We start from the raw sequence: 19,635 nt of genomic DNA on the forward strand, positions 1-19,635 counted from the left end.
ACGAGATGACAACCGCAGACTGGGCGCGGTCGGGACATGTGGACACTTTCGCGCGGGACAACCTGCCGCCGCGCGAGAGCTGGCCGCGCCTCGACCTCGCAGCCGCCGGGCTGAGCTATCCCGAGCGGCTCAACGTCGTCACCGAATTCGTCGACCGGCATGTCGCCGAGGGGCGCGGCGAGCGCGATGCGGTGATCGGCCCGAGCGAAACCTGGAGCTATGAGGCGCTCGCCGACAAGGTGAATCGCATCGCCAATGTGCTGACCCGCGATCTCGGCATGGTGCCCGGCAACCGCGTGCTGCTGCGCGCCGCCAATACGCCAATGATGGTCGCGACCTATTTCGCGGTGCTCAAGGCCGGCGGCGTCGTGGTCGCGACCATGCCGATGCTGCGCGCCCGCGAAATCGCCTATCCAATCCGCAAGGCAAAGATCGCGCGGGCGCTCTGCGACGCGACGCTGGTCGACGAACTCAAGGCAGCGCAACAGCTTGCGCCGGAACTCTCGAGCATTGTGACATGGGGCGCAGGAGCTTCGGGAGACGGCGCTCTCGAAGCCATGATGGACAAAGCCGGCTACGAGGTTTTCGAGCCGGCTGACACGGCGCAGGATGATGTCTGCCTGATCGCCTTCACCTCGGGCACGACCGGCGAGCCCAAAGGCACGATGCACTTCCAGCGCGACCTGCTGGCGATCTGCGACGCCTATGGTGCGCGCGTGCTGCAGGCTGCTTCGGATGACCGCTTCATCGGCTCGCCGCCGCTCGCCTTCACCTTCGGGCTCGGCGGCATCGTGCTCTTCCCCTTGCGGATCGGCGCCGCCTGCATCCTGCCGGCCAAGGTCGCGCCGCCCGATCTCGCCGAGGCGATCGAACGCTACCGCGCCACTGTCTGCTTCACGGCGCCGACCGCCTATCGCGCCATGCTCGCCAAGCTCGGCGAGCGCGATCTGTCATCGCTGCGCATCTGCGTCTCCGCTGGTGAGGCACTGCCGAAGGCGACCTTCGATGCTTGGCAGGCAGCGACCGGGCTGCCTTTGATGGACGGCATCGGCGCGACCGAGATGCTGCACATTTTCATCGGTGCGCCACGCGAGGCAATCCGGCCGGGCGCGACCGGCCTGCCGGTGCCAGGCTACGAGGCCAAGATCGTCGACGAGGACGGCAGGCAAGTGCCCGACGGCACGCCAGGTCGCCTCGCCGTGCGCGGCCCGACCGGCTGCCGCTACCTCGCCGATCCGCGCCAGGCCAAATACATCCTCGACGGCTGGAACGTCACCGGCGACACCTATCTGCGCGATACCGACGGCTATTTCTGGTATCAAGCCCGCTCCGACGACATGATCATCTCGGCCGGCTACAACATCGCCGGGCCGGAGGTTGAAGCCTGCCTGCTGACGCATGAAGCGGTCGCCGAGTGCGGCGTCGTCGGCGCGCCCTGCCCCGAGCGTGGACAGATCGTGAAGGCCTATGTGCTGTTGCGTGAGGGTTTCAGCGGCGATGCTGCCCTGGCCAAAGCGCTGCAAGACCACGTCAAGGCGGCGATCGCGCCCTACAAATACCCGCGCGCCATCGCCTTCGTGACAACCCTGCCGAAGACCTCTACCGGAAAGCTGCAGCGCTTCGCCCTGCGCGAGATCGCGCGCCAGGAAGCCTCGGCCTCCTGACTACTGCTTGAGAAAGATCACGCCATGACCAGCGGCATGCCGCCCTCCGACCCTGTTTCGCGTCGCGCCCGCGCCGTCCTGCCCGAAGGCTGGCCCCAGCCACGCGGCTATGCCAACGGCATGGTCGCCGAGGGCAAGGTGCTGATGACCGGCGGTCTCGTCGGCTGGGATGCTCAAGGCGTCTTCGCCAAAGGCTTCGTCGCGCAGGTCGGCCAGACGCTCGCCAACATCAAGGCGGTGGTCGAAGCCGGCGGCGGCAAGGTCGAGGATATCGTGCGGCTGACCTGGTACGTCACCGACATCGAGGCCTATCGCAAAAGCCTGGCCGAGCTCGGCCCGGCCTATCGCGCCAATTTCGGCCGGCATTTCCCGGCCATGGCGGTGGTCGCGGTCGCGGCTCTGGTCGAGCCCGAGGCGATGGTCGAGATCGAAGCGACGGCGGTGCTGGCCGACTGAGCATTCGACCCGGCAAGGTTTCCGAGCTGATAGGAATTTACCAAGAATTATCCACGATACTCGACGGCGCCGCCCATTCCCGGGCGGTGCGTAACCAGGAGTATCGCATGACAAGCATCGGCGGCGTTGGGGGCTTTCGTCCGCCACCGCCCGGGAAACCACCGAGCTTCGACAAGCTCGACGGCAACAGCGACGGGGTGCTCAACCTCGATGAATTTGCCGCCGGCGCGCCGAAGGGCGCCGACAGCAAGAAGACCGAGAGGCTGTTCAAGGCGATGGACGCCGACCAGGACGGCTCGGTCAGCAAGGCGGAATCGGACGCCTTCAAGGCGAAGTTCGAGAAGGCCGACCAGCAGATGCAGGCCCTTTTGCTGATGCTCCAGTCGGATTCGGCCAGCGCCACCACGGCGAAGAAGGCCGACGCCAAGGACGGCGACGACAAGAACTACTTCGCCAAGCTCGACGCCGATTCCGACGGCAGCGTCGCCAAGGAAGAATTCCTGAAGGCGGTCGCTCCCGATGGCGATGGCTCGAACGGCCTGCTCAGCCGCCTCTTCGCCGCGATGGACGCGGATCAGGACGGCAAGATCTCCAAGAAGGAGATGGACGACTTCAAGAAGCAGATGGAGGAGCGCGCCTCGCACCGGCCGCCTCCACCGCCGCCACCGGAAGTCGCCGGCGCGTCCGAAGCCTATGGCCAGACCTACCAGCTTGGAGCAAAACCCCCGGCTGGCGCAACCTATTCCCAGGCGGCTTAAGTCACCGCTTGCACAACGCCGGGCCGGCAGAAGGCCGTCCGGCGCTCTTCAGATTTTGCTTTTCAGATTCCGGCCCCGTCATAGAGCGCAGGCGGCGCCCTCCGAGCCCATAGTCTGGCATGCAGGCCCTTCAGCAGCGGCCGGAGCACCACATCGCCCAGCCCAAGAGCAGCCGCGAGAGCCCACTGCCCCGTCGGCAGCGCCACGGCGGCAAAGACGAACAATCCGGACGCCAGACGCCAGCTCGCCGCCTCGAACCAGACACGCCGCTCCTGCGCACCTCGCCAGCCGACGAGCCGCAGAATAGCGCGGCCAGCAGCACCGGCTTCAGTAATAGAGCGAGTCTTGTCCTGAGCCGTGCGGATATCGACGAAACCGAAGGCAACCGTCTGGTTGCTGAGCCTGTCGATCAGGATGAAGCCGCCGAGCTCGCGGCTGCGGGCGTAGTCGAGCACCGCGAGCGGCCGATCGAGCTTCAGGGTCGTCAAGCCGATCCCGTTCATCGCCAGGCTCTCGGCCGGCGCTTCGGCATAGCTCTCGATATCGACGCTATGGTGCAGCCGGATGATCTGGGCGTTGGCGGTCGCGGTGGCGAGCTTGAGGATGAATTCGCCGCCTTCGCGCAGCGCCGCCTCGCCGGTCCAGAGCAGCCGCGCCCGCAGCTCCTGTTGCGCCGCGGGGCCGTGCGTGAGCGAGGCGATGACGTCGCCACGGGAGACATCGATCTCGTCGGTGAGCGTGACAGTCACCGACTGGCCGGCGCCCGCCTGCGAGACGTCGCCGGAGGGCGCGAGGATGCGGGCGATCGTGCTGCGCCGGCCGGAAGGCAGCGCCGCGACCACATCGCCGACGCGCAGGCGTCCGCGCGCGACCGTGCCGGCGAAGCCACGGAAGTCGAGATCGGGCCGGTTGACCCATTGCACGGGCAAGGCAAAGCCGGCCTCGACCTCAGCCTCTGCGACGACCACGACGGATTCGAGCAAGGGCAGCAGCGCCGGCCCACGATACCATGGCGTCAGCCCGGAGAGACTGGTCACGTTCTCGCCGTCGCGGGCCGAGACCGGGACGAAATCGATGCTGGCGAAGCCGAGTCCGGCGACCGCCTTGCGGTAATCCTGTTCGATCTGCCGATAGACCGCCTCGTCATAGCCGACCAGGTCCATCTTGTTGACGGCGACGACGACATGGCGGACGCCGACCAGCGAGACGATGAAGGAATGCCGGCGTGTCTGCGGCAGCAGGCCCTTGCGGGCATCGATCAGGATGATGGCGAGGTCGGCGGTCGAGGCGCCGGTCGCCATGTTGCGGGTGTACTGCTCGTGGCCGGGGGTGTCCGCGACGATGAAGCTGCGAGCGTCGGTCGAGAAATAACGATAGGCGACATCGATGGTGATGCCCTGCTCGCGCTCGGCCGAGAGCCCGTCGACCAGCAGCGCGAAGTCCGGCGCCGCGCCTTGCGTGCCGAATTTGCGGGAATCGCTGTCGAGCGCGGTGAGCTGGTCGTCGAAGACCGCCCCGGCCTCGTAGAGGATGCGGCCGATCAGGGTCGACTTGCCGTCGTCGACCGAGCCGCAGGTGATGAACCGCAGCAGGGCACGAGCGCTGCCCTCGGTGTTCTGGCCCTGATCATTGGCGGGATGCGGCTGGCCAGCCGGAGCGGGCTGGCCCTTCAACTTCGCGAGCGCCGCCATCAGAAATAGCCTTCCTGCTTCTTCTGTTCCATCGAGCCCGAGCCGTCATGGTCGATGACGCGGCCCTCGCGCTCGGAGGAGCGTGACGCCCGCATTTCCGCGATGATGTCGGTGAGGTTCGCCGCCTCGCTCTCGACCGCCCCGGTCAGCGGGTAGCAGCCGAGCGTGCGGAAGCGGACCATGCGGGTCTCGAGCTGCTCACCGGGCAAAAGCTCCATGCGCTCGTCGTCGCGCATGATCCAGGCGCCGTTGCGACGCACGACCGGGCGTGGCGCGGCGAAATAGAGCGGCACGACCGGGATGTTCTCGAGCGCGATGTAGTCCCAGACGTCCTTCTCGGTCCAGTTGGACAGCGGGAAGACGCGGAAGCTCTCGCCCGGCGCCTTGCGCGTGTTGAACAGCCGCCAGGGCTCCGGGCGCTGGTTCTTCGGGTCCCAGCGATGCTGCTCCGAGCGCAGCGAGAACACCCGCTCCTTCGCCCGGCTCTTCTCCTCGTCGCGCCGGGCGCCGCCAAAGGCCGCGTCGAAGCCATGCTTGTCGAGGGCCTGCTTCAGCCCTTGCGTCTTCATGACGTCGGTGTGCAGGCGCGAGCCCGAGGCGAACGGATTGACGCCGGCACGCACGCCCTCCTCGTTGACGTGCACGATCAGGTCGAGGCCAAGGCGGCTGGCGGTCTGGTCGCGGAAGGCGATCATGTCGCGGAACTTCCAGGTCGTATCGACATGGAGCAGCGGGAAAGGCGGCTTGCCGGGATAGAAGGCCTTCATCACGAGATGCAGCAGCACCGCCGAGTCCTTGCCGATCGAATACAGCAGAACGGGCTTCTCGCAGGTCGCGACGACCTCACGGATGATGAAGATCGCCTCGGCTTCAAGCTTCTGCAGATGACTGAGCTGGATCACGCCAAAACCTCCGCGGCCGGCTTGGACCGCACCAGCCGGCCATCCGGGCCGACATGCAGGCCGCATTCCTTGGCGGCCTCTTCTTCCCACCACCAGCGCCCGGCCCGTTCCGGCTCGCCCGGCTGGATCGCGCGGGTGCAAGGCTGGCAGCCGATCGAGAGGAAACCCTGCTCGTGCAGCGGGTTGAGCGGGACGTCGTGCTTGCGGGCGAAGGCCAGGGCCTCGTCGCGCGACCAGTCGAGCAGCGGATTGAATTTGACCAGACCGCGCTCCCGGTCGACCTCGGCAAGGGCGACGCCACCGCGCGCAGCCGACTGGTCAGCGCGCAGGCCGGTGATCCAGGCAGCGGCCCCGGCGAGCGCCCGGCCGAGCGGCTCGACCTTGCGGGCATTGCAGCAGGCCTTGCGGGCCTCGATCGAATTGTAGAAGCCGTTGATGCCGTGGCTGAGCACGAAAGCCTCGACGGCGTCATGCCGCGGATAGAACGGCGTGATCGCGATGCCGTAGCGCGCCTCAGTGTCCGCCCAGAGCGCATGGACCTCACCGAAAAGCCGACCCGTGTCGAGCGTGACGATCTCGATCGGCAACGCCTGGGTTGCGATCAGATGGGTGACGACCTGGTCTTCGAGACCGAAGCTGGTGGTGAAGACGAGGCGCCCGGCAACTTGCCGCGCCAGTCCCGCAAGGCGTTCGGCGGCATCCGCCGTTCCGAACGCAGCATTGAGGTTTCCGGCCTGTTCCTGCAACTCGAACATGTGCTTGCTCTACACGGACGACGATGGCGCGAGCCGCTTGGCGGCGCCCTCGCCTATCATCACCCGTTCCAAACCGATCGCTCGGGTGTTCTGTAAATCGAACAATCCACATATAACCTGAACGCCGACCAATCAATTTACATCAGGTAGCGTGAATTTTCTTATTTGGAGGAAGAAGGAGAAGATCCTTCCAGCGTTGCCTAACTGACGCGGCGAACACCGGTGCGGCTTGCCCTTTGCCATAGGAACTTTCGCTCCGGCACCTGCGTTGAGCGGACAGGCAGGCTGGGCCCTGCGACGCAACAGGGGAACGTCATGGCGAATTCCGCGAACCAGGCGGTCGAGAGCTTGCGCAAGGAGCAGCGCGAGCAGCGTAAGGACGAGAAGAAGGCCCGCAGTAAGGGCGAGAACGACCTCGACAAGGCGCTCGAGGGCACATTTCCCGCCAGTGACCCTGTCGCACCCCAAAGTCCAACCAAGCCCGGAGCGCCCAAGCGCCGAACCTGATACTGACAGGCCCGGTTGCGAATGCAGCTACTCTCCCCATCTCGACCTGACGAGATGGAGATGACCATGCCTGAGCGCGCCAGAGTTGATGCCTTCGTCGCCGCCGTCGTCAGCGGCGACCATGTCGGCGCTATCCGTGATTTTTACACCGACGACGCGACCATGCAGGAGAACGCCAACGAGCCCCGTCGGGGCCGCGAGGCGTTGATGGCGCATGAGGCGCGGGCCTTGGCGAGACTCAACGAGATGCACACGCACCCGCCTGTTGCGGTGCTCGTCGACGGCGATCATGTCGTCGTCCGCTGGATTTTTGATGCAACCGATAAGACCGGCGTCACGCGCCGCTTGGAGGAGCTGGCCTTCCAGCGCTGGCAGGGTGATCGCATCGCCGAGGAGCGCTTCTTCTACGATACCGGAAGCGCCTGGCAGGTGATCGAATAGCCTTGAGGGTTAGCGCAGGCCGCTCGGCCCGACCGCGAGCTTGTCGCCGAGCTGAATGAACTTCAGCGGATTGCGCGCCTCGTCCGACAACCTTGTTTCATAATGCAGATGCGGTCCGGTCGAGCGTCCCGTCGAGCCGACACGGCCGATGATCTGCCCTGCTGCAACAAGCTGCCCTTCCTTGACGTCGAAGGCCGAGAGGTGGCCGTAGCGGGTGGTGATGCCGTTGCCATGGTCGAGTTCGATGAGGTTGCCGTAGCCGCCGGCGACCTCGGCGCGCAGCACCTTTCCCGCTCCGGGGGCGCGGACCGGCGTTCCGGTCTCGCCGCGAAAATCCATGCCGGCATGCATCGCCGTGCCGCCGGTGAAGGGATCCGAGCGCGGGCCGAAATTGCTGGTCGTGCTGTCGTCGCCTTCGAGCGGGCGCTGGAATGGGACGATCGCCGCCAGGTCCCGCCAGCGGCCGAAAACCGCCCTCGCCTCTCCGAGCTGCATCAACGCATGCTCGAAGGTGCCTGCCTTCAGCGTTACCGTCATCGGTATCAGCGGCCCGCCCATGCCGGGCCGGCCCGGTGGCAGCTTGACATTGGCCGGGTCGAGCCCGACCTCGGCCAGCGCTGCCCTCACCTCCTGCACGCGTCCGACGAGCTGGCGCCCAAGCGCCGGGAGCTGCTGGCTCTGACCGTTCTGCACGCGGTCGAGCGATTGGCCGAGTATGGTGATGCGCTGGTCGAGCGACATGGTCTCAGCTGCCTTGACCGCCGCCGCGACCTGCCGGCGCTGCTGTGCCAACACGGCCGGATTGACGCGGTCGAGGACGTTCTGACCATCGGCGAACTGGTTGCCGCCCGGCGCCTGCGCACCGCCCTGCGGCAGGATCGGCCCGACCGCCTGACCGGCGAGCGCGCCGAGCAGGGCCTGACGGGCCTCGAGTTCGATCTGGCGGGTGATCAGGTCGGCAAGTTGATCGCCCGCCCGTCCAGTCCCGGCCGGCTGGCCCGGCTGCGCCGGCAGGCCGGGTGAACTACCGGATGCGACGATGGCGCTGACGAGGCGGCGCTGCAGCGCCTTGAGCTTCTCGTCATAGCTGCTCTGCAGGATCGCCTGCTCCTGCTGGAGCGCGGCGACGCGGCTCTTTTCCTCATAGAGCAGGTAGCCGGTGACACCGGCGCCGATGATCGCCAGCACCGCCAGCGTCCAGGGCAACACCCCGCCGCGCCGTGATCCTGACCTGCCGCCACCGCTGCGCGGACGGCGCGGAATCTCGCTCTCCGGCTGGAGAGCGGTCGGGGTGGCAGCCTCGTCAGACCGCCGCTTGAGGCGAACCGGTTGCACGTTTCTATTTCCGCTCCGATCCCACCACGCAAGTATAGCTCAAACAGCGCCTGCCAGCGATACTTGTCTCTCCGCCGGCGTCCCCCCGTCACTGCGAGAAGCGAAGCGACGAAGCGACCCGGACGCCGTCGCGCGAACGCTCATGTATTGCTTCGCTGCGCTCGCAATGACGACCGCGCCGATCGGCGGGCCCAGCCTCAGTTGCAGGCGTAGTGGAACGCTCCGTCCTCAACAGTGACCTTCGCCTCCGTCAGCGGCTTCTTCTCCAATTGCAGGTTGAGGATGCTGCGCGAGAGCGCCGGCAGCATCGAATTGGTGATGATGTTGTCGATCATGCGTCCGCCTGAATCGGGGTCGTTGCACTGGGCGACGATGTGCTCGACCACCGCATCGTCATAGACGAAGGCGGCGTTGTGGTTGTCACGCAGGCGCTTGCCGATGCGACCGAGTTGCAGTCTGACGATGCCGCCCAGCATCTCGCCCGAGAGCGGATAGTAGGGGATCGTCACGAGGCGGCCGATCAGCGCCGGCGGGAAGACCTTGAGCAGGGCCGGCCGCAGCGCGACTGCGAGCTCTTCGGCATCGGGACGGCTGCTCTCGTCACCGGCCATGCGCATGATCTCGTCGGTGCCGACATTCGAGGTCAGGATGATCAGCGTGTTCTTGAAGTCGATGCGCCGGCCAGTGCCGTCCTCCATCTGGCCCTTGTCGAAGACCTGGAAGAACAGCTCGTGCACGTCGGGATGGGCCTTCTCGACCTCGTCGAGCAGCACCACGGAATAGGGCTTGCGCCTGACAGCCTCGGTCAGCCTGCCGCCCTCGCCATAGCCGACATAGCCGGGAGGCGCGCCTTTCAGCGTCGAGACGGTGTGCGCCTCCTGGAACTCGCTCATATTGATGGTGATGACGTTCTGCTCGCCGCCATAAAGCGATTCCGCCAGTGCCAGCGCGGTCTCGGTCTTGCCGACGCCGGAGGGGCCGCAGAGCATGAAGACGCCGATCGGCTTGTTCGGATTGTCGAGCTTGGCGCGGTTGGTCTCGATGCGCTTGGCGATCATGCCGATGCCATGCCCCTGCCCGACCACGCGCTTGTTCAGCGTCGCGGCGAGGTTGAGCACGGTCTCGATCTCGTCCTTGACCATGCGGCCGACCGGGATGCCGGTCCAGTCGGAAACGACCGAGGCGACCGACTGCTCGTCGACATGGGCGTAGATCATCCGGTTGGCCGGATCGATCGCGCCGAGCGTGGTGAACTTGTCCTTCAAACTGGCGCGCGTCGCTTCCGGATCGACGGGCGCTTCGGCCGGAGCGGTCTCGGCTGGGGCTTCTCCGTCGGCAGCCACGGCCTCGCCGGCCGGTTTCTCACCGAGCTTGCCGCGCAGCAGCGTGATCTCCTCGACGAGAGCAAGCTCGGAGGCCCAGTCTGCCTCCAGCGCCTCGAGCTTCGCTTGGAGCTCGGCGTTCTCCTCGTCGATCTTGCCGAGGCGCTCGTCGGTGGCATCGCCGAGATCCTTGTCGGCGATCAGGGCGACCTTTTCTTTCTCCAGTGCGGAGATCGCGACGCGGGCATCCTCGATCGCCGCCGGCGTCGCGGTCTGGCTGATCGCGACGCGGGCGCAAGCCGTGTCGAGCAGGCTCACCGCCTTGTCGGGCAGCTGGCGAGCCGGGATGTAGCGCGAGGAGAGCTGTACCGCGGCGACGATGGCGGCGTCGGAGATGCGGACCTTGTGGTGCTTCTCCATCGGGCCGATCAGGCCACGCAGCATGGTGCAGCAGCGCAGCACATCGGGCTCATCGACCTGCACCGGCTGGAAGCGCCGGGTCAGCGCCGGGTCCTTCTCGAAATACTGGCGGTATTCCGACCAGGTCGTCGCCGCGACAGTGCGCAAGGTGCCCCGGGCCAGCGCCGGCTTGAGCAGATTGGCGGCGTCGCCCGTGCCGGCAGGGCCACCGGCGCCGATCAGGGTATGCGCCTCGTCGATGAACAGGATCACCGGCGTCGGCGAGGACTGGACCTCGTCGATGACCGAACGCAGGCGCTGCTCGAATTCGCCCTTCATCGAGGCACCGGCCTGCATCAGGCCGATGTCGAGCGCGCAGACCTTGACCCCGCGCAGCGGCGGCGGCACGTCGCCGGCGACGATACGCTGGGCAAAGCCCTCGGCGATCGCCGTCTTGCCGACGCCGGCCTCGCCGGTCAGGATCGGGTTATTCTGACGCCGGCGCATCAGCACGTCGATGACCTGGCGGATCTCGTCGTCGCGACCGAGGATCGGGTCCATCGTACCCGAGCGCGCCTTCTCGGTCAGATCCTGCGAGAAGCGGTCGAGCGCGGTGGTGCCTTTGGCGCCTTCGGCCTGCTCGGCGCCGGGCGTACCCGCGGCGCGCAGGCCCGAGCCGTCCATCGGCCGCAGGTTCTCCTCTTCGGAGTCCTTCCAGATCTTGGCATGGCCGGCAGCGAGCTCCTCGACCGGGATCTTGCCGAACTCCTTCGAGATGCCGGTGAGCGCCCGCTTGAGCTCGAGCGATTTCAGCGCCGCGACCAGGACATGGCCGGTCCTGATCTGCGTCTCGCCGAAGAACAGGGTGGCGTAGTGCCAGCCGCGGTCGAGCACGTCGACGACGTTGTTGGCAACGCCGGGCATCTCGGTCTCGTTCTTGCGGAAGCCCTCGATGACGCCGCCGATATCGGTGGCGAGCCGGGCCATGTCGAGGCCGTAATGCTGCGCCGTCAGCCCGATATCGGTCGAGCGTCGCTGCAGGATCTGGGCGAGCCAGTGCGCCAGCTCGACATTGCGGTTGCCGGCGCCCTTGGCCTGGCGCAGTGCCTGGATGAAGGCCTCATAGCCGACGCGGTTGAGTTTTCCGGTGACGGCTTCGAGACTGATATCGGCCATGACTGCCTCCTTATCGTCGGTTCTGTGTCTGCTGGCTGCGCTTCAGCCGCATGCGTTCAGCGGGATGGAAACGCGCATCGCGGCGCAAGCTGCCGTCCGGCACGTTCCAGTTCGGCGAGACCCAGCTCGACCAGCCGAGCGCGCCGAAACGGCCGAGCTGCATCGGCCTGACCTTGCCGACCGGCAAGGCGAGCTCGACATCCCATTCGAACTGTTCGCCGAGATAGAAGAACACCGCATCGGCCAGAGGCTCGCAGCGATCACCATTCGGCAGGAAGCGATTGAACTGCTCAAGATCGCGCGCGACGAGCTTGACCCGGAACTTGTCCTCGACGCTGTAGACACTGGCGCCGAGCAGGACATTGCTGCCGAGGCTGCACTGGCCGCGGCCGAGCTTGGTCCGGTCCTCCGGATCAAAGACCAGCCGCATGCCGACGAACTGCTCGACCTCGACCTCGATGTCGAAGAGGCCAGCGAGCAGGCTGCGCAGGCGCGAGGCTGACTTGGCCTGCGCACCAGCGAGCCCGGCATGGGCCAGCTTTTCGGGATCGGGAACGCTATCGCGGTTCTGGTAGGGCTTGGAACCCAAGCCGACCATGCTGCCGACATAGGCGACAAAACGGTCCTTGTCGGGCCGGTCATGCTGCGCGATCGGCCGGGAATCGGCCCAGGCTCGATAGAAGAGCTGCAGGAAGCGGTTGTTGAAGATGTCGAGGAAGCGCGGGAAGGCGTCGTCGCGGACGAGCTGCCAGTGATAGCTCTCCTCGGTCGTCGCTAGCGGCAATGCGCCCTGTGGGCCAAGCAGGCCGAGGAATTTGACGAAGAGCCGCAGCCGCCCCTGCAGGTCGCGGTCGACCTCAGCGAAAGTCGAGGCCGGGAAGTCCATATAAGGCTGCTCGCCGAGCGCGACGTATTCGTCGCGCCGTGCGGCGACATCGCCGATACGCTCGCGCTCCGGGAAGCTACGCTCGATCCGGCGTAGTACCGCGTAGAAATCATGGCGCCAGGGCTCGGCCTGCAACCCCTCGACGAAAGGCGGCTCGACGCGCAGCACATCGAGCGCGGCCGGTTCCGGTAGCGTGGGCGCGGTCTTGTTCACAGGATGCGCCTCGTGCCGGCGCGCGGCGGCCCGCGCATCACCTCGCCGCGCTCGACCGTTCGGATCACGGTCTGGGTGAAGTGGTTCATCGCCGCGTATTCTGCGAAGAAGCGATCAAGCACGGCGCCAAGCAGGAAGACGCCGCTGCCCTCGAAGGCCTTCTCGTCGAGCAGGACCGTGATCTCGAGCCCGCGGGCAGCGCCAGTTCCGGCCCGCTGCGGGAAACGCCGGATCACGGGGCGGCTGTCGACACTCTTGATGCCGCGGATGCGGCGCTCGGTGGCACTGTCGGCAAGGTCAGCGAAGAGCGAGAGCATCTCGCGCAGTGCCTCGGCATTCTCGCCGGCGCCACGCTGGACGAGGCCGAGATGGTTGAGGCTGAGCATGTTGATCAGCCGCCAGGCAACCACGCCCGTGCTCGCCATCTCGGAACGCAGCCTGAGCTGCGAGACGATCGGCTCGCGCGGCGGGGTTGGCCCAGCGAGGCAGGTCACGTCGAGCACGACATTGTCGATCAGGCGGAAATCGGCCCCACCAGTGCCGGTTGGCAGATGCTCGGTGAGGTGTCGGTTGGAGCACAGAGCCCGGACGCTGAGCTCGGCGACAGAGGCGGCATCGGAGACCGTCGCCGGCTCGTAGAGCGAGATGAAGATCTCGGTGCCAGTATAGTCGGACGCCCTGCCCTCGCGCCGCTCGGCCGTCGAGCGGCGGCGCGGCAAGCGCCGGTGCGTATAGAGCAGGCCCTGCGTCGGCGAGGCGCCATCCGGCGAGGAATAGAGTGGGTGGACCGGCTGCTTGTCCCGCCCCCCGGTATAGTGCGCATAGACCTCGAGGATCGAATGCGGCTCATAATCGAGCATGCGGCTGCGATCGGGCACGACATGATATTCGTGCTCGTTCTTGCGAACCGGGATGCGGTCGGTGGTCTTCTCGAACAGGTTCACCGCCGGGGCGGCATAGAGTGCGAACATCTGGCGCTGCACCGCAGCCGGCAGGCGCGTGTTGACCTCGTCGAAGACAAAGATCACGTCGACCGTCTTGGCCTTGAGCCGCGACATCACCTTGTCGAGACCGGCCAGCTTGAAGCCGAGGAATTTGCGCGGAAACCAGAACTGCTCACGCAGTAGGTCGAATCCGCGGAAAATCCGCGTGTCGGCCGGCAGCAACGCGTCGTCCTCATCGAAGCCGATCTGTTCGACCGAGCATTCCGCGCCCGACAGCACGACAGGATCGCCGAACTCGTCGAGGTAGCGAAAATAGACGCCGAGGCGGTCACCGAAGATCTGCTCGTAGAGTGCGATCGCGTCCGCCTCGGTGCCGAGAAGATGGATTGTGAGTTCGCGGGTCTTGCAGCCGGCGAACCAGCTCGCCGGTTGCTTCTTGGCCTCCTCCGGCGACGGCTCCTCCGTCGGGTCGGCGGCAACGCGGTGCGTCAGCGACAGGCGCAGGCCCGAGAGTACCCGCCCGTCGGCTGGTAGCCCTAGCGCCTGCAGCGGCCCCGGCGCCGCGATGTACTCGGCGGAGGCGACGTCAAACGGCCAGAGCGTCACGGCCGAGCCAAGCCGATAGCGGCAGGCGACCCGCCGGTCGCGCTCGACGTAAGTTGCGTCGAGATAAGAGCCGCGCGGCACCTCGACACCGTCGCGCAGGGCCGGGTCGCCGTAGATCGGCGCAATTCCGGCGAGAAGGGCCGATGGGGTTGGCGCGAGGTAATTCGGGATGAGCTGCTCAAGTAGATTGTTGGTGAATTCCGGGAATTCGTGCTTGAGCTTGAGCTGGACTCGCGCGGCGAGGAAGGCAGCGCCTTCGAGCAAGCCGGCGACCATCGGGTCCATGCGCTCGCCGACCAGTCCGCCGAGCCGTTCGGCGATCCCGGGATATTCCTCGGCAAACTCTTTCGTATGCTCGGTGAAGAGCCGGAGTTCGCGATTGTAGAAGTCGAGGAATTCCTGGTTCATGAGGCGTTATCTATTCTTGATCGCGATCTTGCCGGTATCGAGCTCGACATCGGCGACGAACTGTACCGGAATGTTGAGCGGCTCGCAGTTGAGATCGGCGCGCACGACGAAGCGGATCTTCAACTCCGCCTTGTCGAGCCCCTCGTCGCGCTCGACCACGATCGACTGCTTCAGCAAGCGCGGCTCGTAGGCGAGCAGGACCTGGGCAAGTTCGTCCTTGATCGCGCCGACCCGGTATTCGTCGATCGACTTGTTCTGGATATCGGGAAAGCCGTGGTTGAGCACGGAGCGGCGTACATGCTCGTGGCGCGACAGATCAGTGGACGAGCCGAAATTGATCGTGTTGACCAGGGCCTCGAGATCAAGCGCGATTTCCTGGCGGAGCTTGCTTTCGGTGATCGCGGCCCGCGGCGCGGCGCGGCGGCCGGCCACCACCCGCTCGCCACCAGCGTCACGCAAGTCGAGATGGACCTTGGCGTCCTTGCTGCGATGCGCCTCACGGAAGGCGAACATCAGCGGCGGACGCAACCGGTTCTTCGCCTTGGGGTCAACCATATGCGCATTCCCGAACGCGGTTACTCAAAGCGATGGACTCCCGGCGATCGCTGCCATGATCGCCAGGAGCCCGCTCGAAGCCGAATACTGCGCCGGCCAGGCCCGTTGAAGCGAGCCCGGCCGCAGCAGCATCTTACTCCTTGTTTTCCTTGAGGTTCCAGGTTCCGGTCGAGGTCGCGCCGAGCGAACCGTCCTTGTTCTGGACCTTGTACTCGAACTTGATCTTGGAGAAGTTCAGCGAGAACTGGTCGGTCGGAACCGGGTTTCCGCCGGTCGAGTCGCCGGACTGATAGCTCGACACCAGCAGGTCCTCGAGCGTGACCTTGTAGAACTCCTGCTGCTCCTTGCCCTGCTTGCGGACAAAGAGGACAGCCTTCTTGATGTGGTCGCCGGTGGCGCACTTCAACATCAGCACCGGCGAAGCCTTGCTGACATTGGCAGTGCAGTGCAGGTCCTGGTAGCTGGCCTTGCCGGCGCCGCCGCCATGTCCGGCTGCGTGTGTGCCGGAGTTGCTGACGCCCCAGGAGAAGGATTCGATTTCGATCGTCTCCTTGTGCTTGGAATCCTGGCTCTCGCCTTTGACGCCGTCGATCTCTAAGAGAAAGTCGCTTGCCATGGTGCTCTCCAATGGTTGGCTGTTTCAGGGTGATTTGGGCATAGAACTCGCGTCGCCTGGAGAGCTCCCCCCATGCGTCGCCACTCTCCCTGCGCGGCAAGCGCAGGGCCAACTATCGTCCTGGATGTCCTGCGCGCTGGCGGCGCGCCCGGGCCTCAGGTCTTGGGCGCCGGCAGGCGCGAGACGAGGCTCAGACCGATATCCATGCCCTCGAGCTGGAAATGCGGCCGGAGGTAGAACTTGGCCGAATAATAGCCGGGGTTCTCCTCGTCCTCGAAGACGTCGATGCGCGCTTCGGACAGGGGCTTGCGCGCCTTCGTCTCCTCGCTGGAGTTCAGCGGATCGCCGTCGACATACTCGGTGATCCACTCCTGCAGCCAGCGACGCAGGGGTTCGCGCTCCTTGTAGGAGCCGACCTTGTCGCGCACCATGCACTTCAGATAGTGCGCAAAGCGCGACACGGCGAACATGTAGGGCAGACGCGAGGACAGGTTGTCGGAGGCCGTCGCAGCAACGCCGTCTGGCCCGAAGAAGGCCTTGGGCTTGTAGAGCGACTGCGCTCCGATGAAGGCCGCCTTGTCCGTGTTTTTGCGATGGATCAGCGGGATCAATCCGGACTTGGCCAGCTCCGCCTCGCGGCGATCGCTGATCGCGATCTCGGTCGGGCACTTCAGGTCGACGCCACCGTCATCCGTCGGGAAGGTGTGGGTCGGCAGGTTCAGAACCTCGCCGCCCGACTGGACGCCGCGGATGCGGGTGCACCAGCCATACTCCTTGAAGGCCCGGTTGATGTTGACCGCCATCGCATAGGCGGCGTTCATCCAGGCGTATTTCTCGCCCTTGTGACCGTCGGTGTCCTCCTCAAAGGCGAACTCCTCGACCGGCTCCGACTTCGCCCCGTAGGGAACCCGCGCGAGGACCCGCGGCAGGCACAGGCCCACATAGCGGGAGTCGGCGGCGTCGCGCAGGCCCTTCCAGGCCGCGTAGTCCGGCGTGTCGAAGACCTTGCCGAGATCGCGCGGATTGGAGAGCTCCGTCCAGGAGTCCATGCCCATCAGCGTCGGATCGGCGCCGGTGAAAAGCGGGGCATGGGCGGCGGAGGCGACCTTCGACAGATCACGCAGCAGCTGCACGTCCGCCGGGACGTGGCTGAAGTGGTAGTCGCCGACCAAGGCACCGAAGGGCTGGCCGCCGAGCTGTCCGAATTCCTGCTCGTAGATCTGCTTGAAGAGCGGGCTCTGATCCCAGCGGGCGCCGGGATAGGTCTTCAGATTGCGGTAGAGCTCGCTCTTGCCGACATTCATCACCTTGATCTTCAACTGCGAGTCGGTCTCGGAGTTGAAGACGAGGTAGTTGAGGCCGCGCCAGGCGCTCTCGAGCTTCTGGAACTCCGGCGCGTGCAGCACCTCGTTCATCTGCTCGCTGAGCTTAGCATCGAGCCGGGCGATCATCTCCTCGATGGTATCGAGCACGTCGCCCTTGATCAGCGTCTGGTCGGCGAGCGCCTGGTTGACCAGGGTCGCAACCGCATTCTCGACCTCGCTCGCCGCCCGTTCGGTCTTCGGCTTGAAGCTCTGCTTCAGGAGCGCCGAGAAGTCATCGACCTCGCGGACTTCTGCAGTCTCTGTGCCGGGTTGTTTGATCTGTGCTTCCGCCATGGCCGCCTCGCTTACCCGTTGCCGTCCTGCTTGTTATCGTCAGCTGGCTTTTCGCCGAGCTTGTCCTTCAGCGCCGCCATCAGATTTGGATCGGAGAGCAGGGCCTTGAGCTGGTCGCTGGCCGCAACCTTGCCGTCCATGTAGCGCAGCAGGTTGGCGAGCTGCTCGCGCGCCTCCAGCAGCTTGGCGGTCGCCGGAATCTGACGAGCGATCGCAGCCGGGCTGAAATCGTCGAACTTCTTGAATTTCAGCGAAACCGAGAGCTTGTCGCCGCCCTCGCCACCGAGCTTGTTCGGCACGGCGAAAGCAGCACCCGGGGAGATCGCGGCCATGCGCTGGTCGAAATTGTCCATGTCGACGTCGAGGAACTTGCGCTCGCCGATATCGGACTTCTCGACTTCGGAGGCATTGCCGGAGAGATCGGCGAGGACGCCCATGACGAAGGGCAGCTCGATCTTCTGATCCGCATTGTAGGGATCTTCATAGGTGATGTGGACGCGCGGCGGCCTGTTGCGGCGAATGAATCTCTGCCCTGAATCTCCGGCCATGACGGCGCCCCTTCCTCTAGAGGCATCACGCAAGGACAGCGCGATACCACGCTAACGATCCAGCTCGCTATACCATACACACTTGCCAATCGCTTGACAGTTCTCTTCGAACTGCGCGAATCGGCGGCGGCAGAGTTCAGCCAGCCCGACTTTGCAGATGGATGACGTTATCCGCATCCACCGAACGAATGAGGCGCGACGGTCCGTTATCGGGCCGACGCGACGCTATTCGTCGCTGCTCTGCCTTATGCCGACTTCAGGGAGGATATCGCTCAGCAGCGACAGAAAATCCTGCTGCGCCAGCGCACAGGCCTTGTCCATCAGCAAGGGGACCGGATTGGACGGCTCGGCATGGCGGTAGAAGGCAGCCACCGACTTCATCCGGGCGATCGCCTCGGCGCGGTTTGCGACGATCATCGCAGGCACACCTGCAGCCGCCGCGGGCCTTTTTGGCTCGAGCTCGGGCTCGGGCTCAGCCTCCGGCTGTGCGTCTTCTGTCCAGTCGTCCGCGCTTTCCGACGTCTCCGCCTCGGACTCTCCAGCATCGTTGGCCGGCTCGTCCTCTGCGCCACTGTCCTCATCATCGCCGGATGAGGAATTGTCGTCGTCGCCGCTGTCATCATAGCCGCTACTGTCGTCGTAGCTGCTGCTCTCGTCCTCACTGCCGCCGTCGTAGCCGTCACCACCCAGACGCTCGAGCGGCAGCTGATATTTCGTGTCGTCACCGATTTCGAGCATCGCCTTGTCGACATGCTCCGGGAACATGATCTGGATGACCTCGATCAGCGACTTTCCGATCAGGCGTTGCGCCTGCCCGATCAGGAGCACAGCGGGGCTCGACGGCTCGACCCGCCGGAAATAGGTGAGACAGCCGGTGAGCGCAGCCTGCGCCTCGGCAACGGAGGCGCAGGCTCCGGCCGGGACGGCCACTGCAGCGACCATGACCGTGCCGCCGGTGCCGCCTGGCACCTCGACGGCGACGACACCTTGCTGAGCCGGCGCACGTCTTTCGAGCGCGGCCTCGAGGAAGGTGATGATCTGCCCGACCAGCCCCGCCAACCGCGGGAAGGTCACCGCCTGGTCGGCACCGAGGTGCTCGCTCCAGATCGCACGCAGCCGCAAGAGTGCGTCGCGGATCGCCGTCACGTGGCCGAGCATCGCCGTCAGATCGGAGACCTCGGCTTCCTTCAGAGCGGCAGCAATACCGCCGGCATCGGGATGCTGCTCGTCCTCGCTGGCACGCAGCTCGCCCAAGGCGATGAGCTGGCTACGGAACATCACCGGCCCCAGCCGCTTGCTGGTGAAGACCGGAGCATGCTGCAACGGCAGGACGATGGTGGCGTTTTCGTCGAGCCCCTGCAGGGCGACTTCGCGCATGATGAAGTCGCCGTCCTCGGCCCTGGGATAGATCTCCTCCCAATACTCGCCAAGGTAGCTCGTAATCAGCCCGAGGCAGGCTGCAAAGCCGGGGATGTCGCGATTGAGGAGGCAGAGCTTGCCGGCGAGGACGAAGCCGCGCAGATCGCGGCTCTGTTTCAGAATCTTGCCGAGATCATCGAAAGCAGCTGGAAAATCGATCGCGCTGCGATCGAAGGAAACCTGCCGCCCATCGTCCTCGCGACGGAAATAGGAGGTCGGCAGCGCCACTTCCAGGCGCCCCAGCACATTCATGAAATCCGCCTCGGCGTCCGGATCGGGACCGCAGGGGTCGTCGGCCGAAACCGGCTTCGCCAGGTCAGCGAAATTGAGCGCAGCCATGCCCCCTCACCGTTGGTCGAGTATGTCGGGGCTCGGC

At 65.6% G+C, this 19,635-nt stretch carries 17 protein-coding genes; 5 read left to right on the forward strand and 12 right to left on the reverse strand.

Going from position 1 to position 19,635, the window contains the following annotated elements:
- The first annotated feature begins 5 nt into the window (after window positions 1-5).
- The 3 genes from BLM15_RS06915 to BLM15_RS06925 all read left to right on the forward strand — a co-directional run bounded on the left by BLM15_RS06915 (window position 6) and on the right by BLM15_RS06925 (window position 2,878).
- Window positions 6-1,664 (forward strand): benzoate-CoA ligase family protein, encoded by a 1,659-nt coding sequence (locus BLM15_RS06915; protein WP_126111615.1) that lies wholly within the window; start codon window positions 6-8, stop codon window positions 1,662-1,664.
- Window positions 1,665-1,688: 24 nt separating this feature from the next.
- The gene (locus BLM15_RS06920; RefSeq protein ID WP_126111617.1) at window positions 1,689-2,120 is read left to right on the forward strand and encodes a RidA family protein; all 432 of its coding nucleotides are present in this window, start codon (window positions 1,689-1,691) and stop codon (window positions 2,118-2,120) included.
- 107 nt (window positions 2,121-2,227) lie between these two features.
- A complete protein-coding gene (locus BLM15_RS06925) occupies window positions 2,228-2,878 on the forward strand; it encodes an EF-hand domain-containing protein (RefSeq protein ID WP_126111619.1) in 651 nt (216 codons plus the stop codon).
- 62 nt (window positions 2,879-2,940) lie between these two features.
- Here BLM15_RS06925 and cysN read toward each other — a convergent pair whose 3' ends face one another.
- Genes cysN through BLM15_RS06940 form a run of 3 tightly spaced genes read right to left on the reverse strand, consistent with a single transcriptional unit; the run spans window position 2,941 to window position 6,226 of the window.
- Complete coding sequence (cysN, locus tag BLM15_RS06930) at window positions 2,941-4,569, reverse strand: sulfate adenylyltransferase subunit CysN (protein WP_126111621.1); 1,629 nt, start codon at window positions 4,567-4,569, stop codon at window positions 2,941-2,943.
- Window positions 4,569-5,471 (reverse strand): sulfate adenylyltransferase subunit CysD, encoded by a 903-nt coding sequence (gene cysD, locus BLM15_RS06935; protein WP_236846593.1) that lies wholly within the window; start codon window positions 5,469-5,471, stop codon window positions 4,569-4,571. Before cysD ends, cysN begins: the two co-directional genes overlap by 1 nt.
- Entirely contained in the window at window positions 5,468-6,226 is a 759-nt protein-coding gene (locus BLM15_RS06940) for a phosphoadenylyl-sulfate reductase (RefSeq protein WP_126111625.1), read from the reverse strand. Before BLM15_RS06940 ends, cysD begins: the two co-directional genes overlap by 4 nt.
- A gap of 315 nt (window positions 6,227-6,541) precedes the next feature.
- Between BLM15_RS06940 and BLM15_RS06945 the strand changes: the two genes are divergently transcribed.
- Both BLM15_RS06945 and BLM15_RS06950 read left to right on the forward strand, forming a co-directional pair.
- A complete protein-coding gene (locus BLM15_RS06945) occupies window positions 6,542-6,733 on the forward strand; it encodes a hypothetical protein (RefSeq protein WP_126111627.1) in 192 nt (63 codons plus the stop codon).
- A gap of 66 nt (window positions 6,734-6,799) precedes the next feature.
- Complete coding sequence (locus BLM15_RS06950; protein WP_126111629.1) at window positions 6,800-7,174, forward strand: nuclear transport factor 2 family protein; 375 nt, start codon at window positions 6,800-6,802, stop codon at window positions 7,172-7,174.
- A 9-nt stretch (window positions 7,175-7,183) separates the two neighbouring features.
- Here BLM15_RS06950 and BLM15_RS06955 read toward each other — a convergent pair whose 3' ends face one another.
- From BLM15_RS06955 to BLM15_RS06995, 9 genes are all read right to left on the reverse strand, one after another.
- On the reverse strand, window positions 7,184-8,509 hold the full coding sequence (locus BLM15_RS06955; protein ID WP_126111631.1) for a M23 family metallopeptidase: 1,326 nt from the start codon (window positions 8,507-8,509) through the stop codon (window positions 7,184-7,186).
- A gap of 197 nt (window positions 8,510-8,706) precedes the next feature.
- Window positions 8,707-11,406 (reverse strand): type VI secretion system ATPase TssH, encoded by a 2,700-nt coding sequence (tssH, locus tag BLM15_RS06960; RefSeq protein WP_126111633.1) that lies wholly within the window; start codon window positions 11,404-11,406, stop codon window positions 8,707-8,709.
- 10 nt (window positions 11,407-11,416) lie between these two features.
- The gene (gene tssG, locus BLM15_RS06965; protein WP_335904819.1) at window positions 11,417-12,505 is read right to left on the reverse strand and encodes a type VI secretion system baseplate subunit TssG; all 1,089 of its coding nucleotides are present in this window, start codon (window positions 12,503-12,505) and stop codon (window positions 11,417-11,419) included.
- Window positions 12,502-14,463, reverse strand: a complete 1,962-nt coding sequence (gene tssF, locus BLM15_RS06970; protein WP_126111635.1) for a type VI secretion system baseplate subunit TssF — start codon at window positions 14,461-14,463, stop codon at window positions 12,502-12,504. Before tssF ends, tssG begins: the two co-directional genes overlap by 4 nt.
- A gap of 6 nt (window positions 14,464-14,469) precedes the next feature.
- Window positions 14,470-15,018, reverse strand: coding sequence for a type VI secretion system baseplate subunit TssE (locus tag BLM15_RS06975; RefSeq protein ID WP_236846594.1), 549 nt, complete (start codon window positions 15,016-15,018; stop codon window positions 14,470-14,472).
- Between the two features lie 133 nt (window positions 15,019-15,151).
- Window positions 15,152-15,634: an Hcp family type VI secretion system effector gene (locus tag BLM15_RS06980; protein ID WP_126111637.1), complete on the reverse strand. Its 483-nt coding sequence runs from the start codon at window positions 15,632-15,634 to the stop codon at window positions 15,152-15,154.
- 155 nt (window positions 15,635-15,789) lie between these two features.
- Window positions 15,790-17,292, reverse strand: a complete 1,503-nt coding sequence (tssC, locus tag BLM15_RS06985) for a type VI secretion system contractile sheath large subunit (protein ID WP_126111639.1) — start codon at window positions 17,290-17,292, stop codon at window positions 15,790-15,792.
- A gap of 11 nt (window positions 17,293-17,303) precedes the next feature.
- Complete coding sequence (gene tssB / locus BLM15_RS06990; protein ID WP_126111641.1) at window positions 17,304-17,840, reverse strand: type VI secretion system contractile sheath small subunit; 537 nt, start codon at window positions 17,838-17,840, stop codon at window positions 17,304-17,306.
- A 225-nt stretch (window positions 17,841-18,065) separates the two neighbouring features.
- Window positions 18,066-19,598 carry a type VI secretion system protein TssA gene (locus BLM15_RS06995; protein ID WP_126111643.1) on the reverse strand — a complete coding sequence of 511 codons (1,533 nt, stop codon included), beginning with the start codon at window positions 19,596-19,598 and terminating at the stop codon, window positions 18,066-18,068.
- Between the last annotated feature and the right edge of the window lie 37 nt (window positions 19,599-19,635).

This window comes from Bosea sp. Tri-49, from assembly GCF_003952665.1.
Classification (GTDB): domain Bacteria; phylum Pseudomonadota; class Alphaproteobacteria; order Rhizobiales; family Beijerinckiaceae; genus Allobosea.

Excerpts from the sequence above, each read along its gene's own strand:
- BLM15_RS06915 (WP_126111615.1), top strand. The coding sequence starts at position 6 with ATGACAACCGCAGACTGGGCGCGGTCGGGACATGTGGACACTTTCGCG.
- BLM15_RS06920 (WP_126111617.1), top strand. The coding sequence starts at position 1,689 with ATGACCAGCGGCATGCCGCCCTCCGACCCTGTTTCGCGTCGCGCCCGC.
- BLM15_RS06925 (WP_126111619.1), top strand. The coding sequence starts at position 2,228 with ATGACAAGCATCGGCGGCGTTGGGGGCTTTCGTCCGCCACCGCCCGGG.
- cysN (WP_126111621.1), bottom strand. The coding sequence starts at position 4,569 with ATGGCGGCGCTCGCGAAGTTGAAGGGCCAGCCCGCTCCGGCTGGCCAG.
- BLM15_RS06940 (WP_126111625.1), bottom strand. The coding sequence starts at position 6,226 with ATGTTCGAGTTGCAGGAACAGGCCGGAAACCTCAATGCTGCGTTCGGA.
- BLM15_RS06945 (WP_126111627.1), top strand. The coding sequence starts at position 6,542 with ATGGCGAATTCCGCGAACCAGGCGGTCGAGAGCTTGCGCAAGGAGCAG.
- BLM15_RS06950 (WP_126111629.1), top strand. The coding sequence starts at position 6,800 with ATGCCTGAGCGCGCCAGAGTTGATGCCTTCGTCGCCGCCGTCGTCAGC.
- tssH (WP_126111633.1), bottom strand. The coding sequence starts at position 11,406 with ATGGCCGATATCAGTCTCGAAGCCGTCACCGGAAAACTCAACCGCGTC.
- tssF (WP_126111635.1), bottom strand. The coding sequence starts at position 14,463 with ATGAACCAGGAATTCCTCGACTTCTACAATCGCGAACTCCGGCTCTTC.
- BLM15_RS06975 (WP_236846594.1), bottom strand. The coding sequence starts at position 15,018 with ATGGTTGACCCCAAGGCGAAGAACCGGTTGCGTCCGCCGCTGATGTTC.
- BLM15_RS06980 (WP_126111637.1), bottom strand. The coding sequence starts at position 15,634 with ATGGCAAGCGACTTTCTCTTAGAGATCGACGGCGTCAAAGGCGAGAGC.
- tssC (WP_126111639.1), bottom strand. The coding sequence starts at position 17,292 with ATGGCGGAAGCACAGATCAAACAACCCGGCACAGAGACTGCAGAAGTC.
- tssB (WP_126111641.1), bottom strand. The coding sequence starts at position 17,840 with ATGGCCGGAGATTCAGGGCAGAGATTCATTCGCCGCAACAGGCCGCCG.
- BLM15_RS06995 (WP_126111643.1), bottom strand. The coding sequence starts at position 19,598 with ATGGCTGCGCTCAATTTCGCTGACCTGGCGAAGCCGGTTTCGGCCGAC.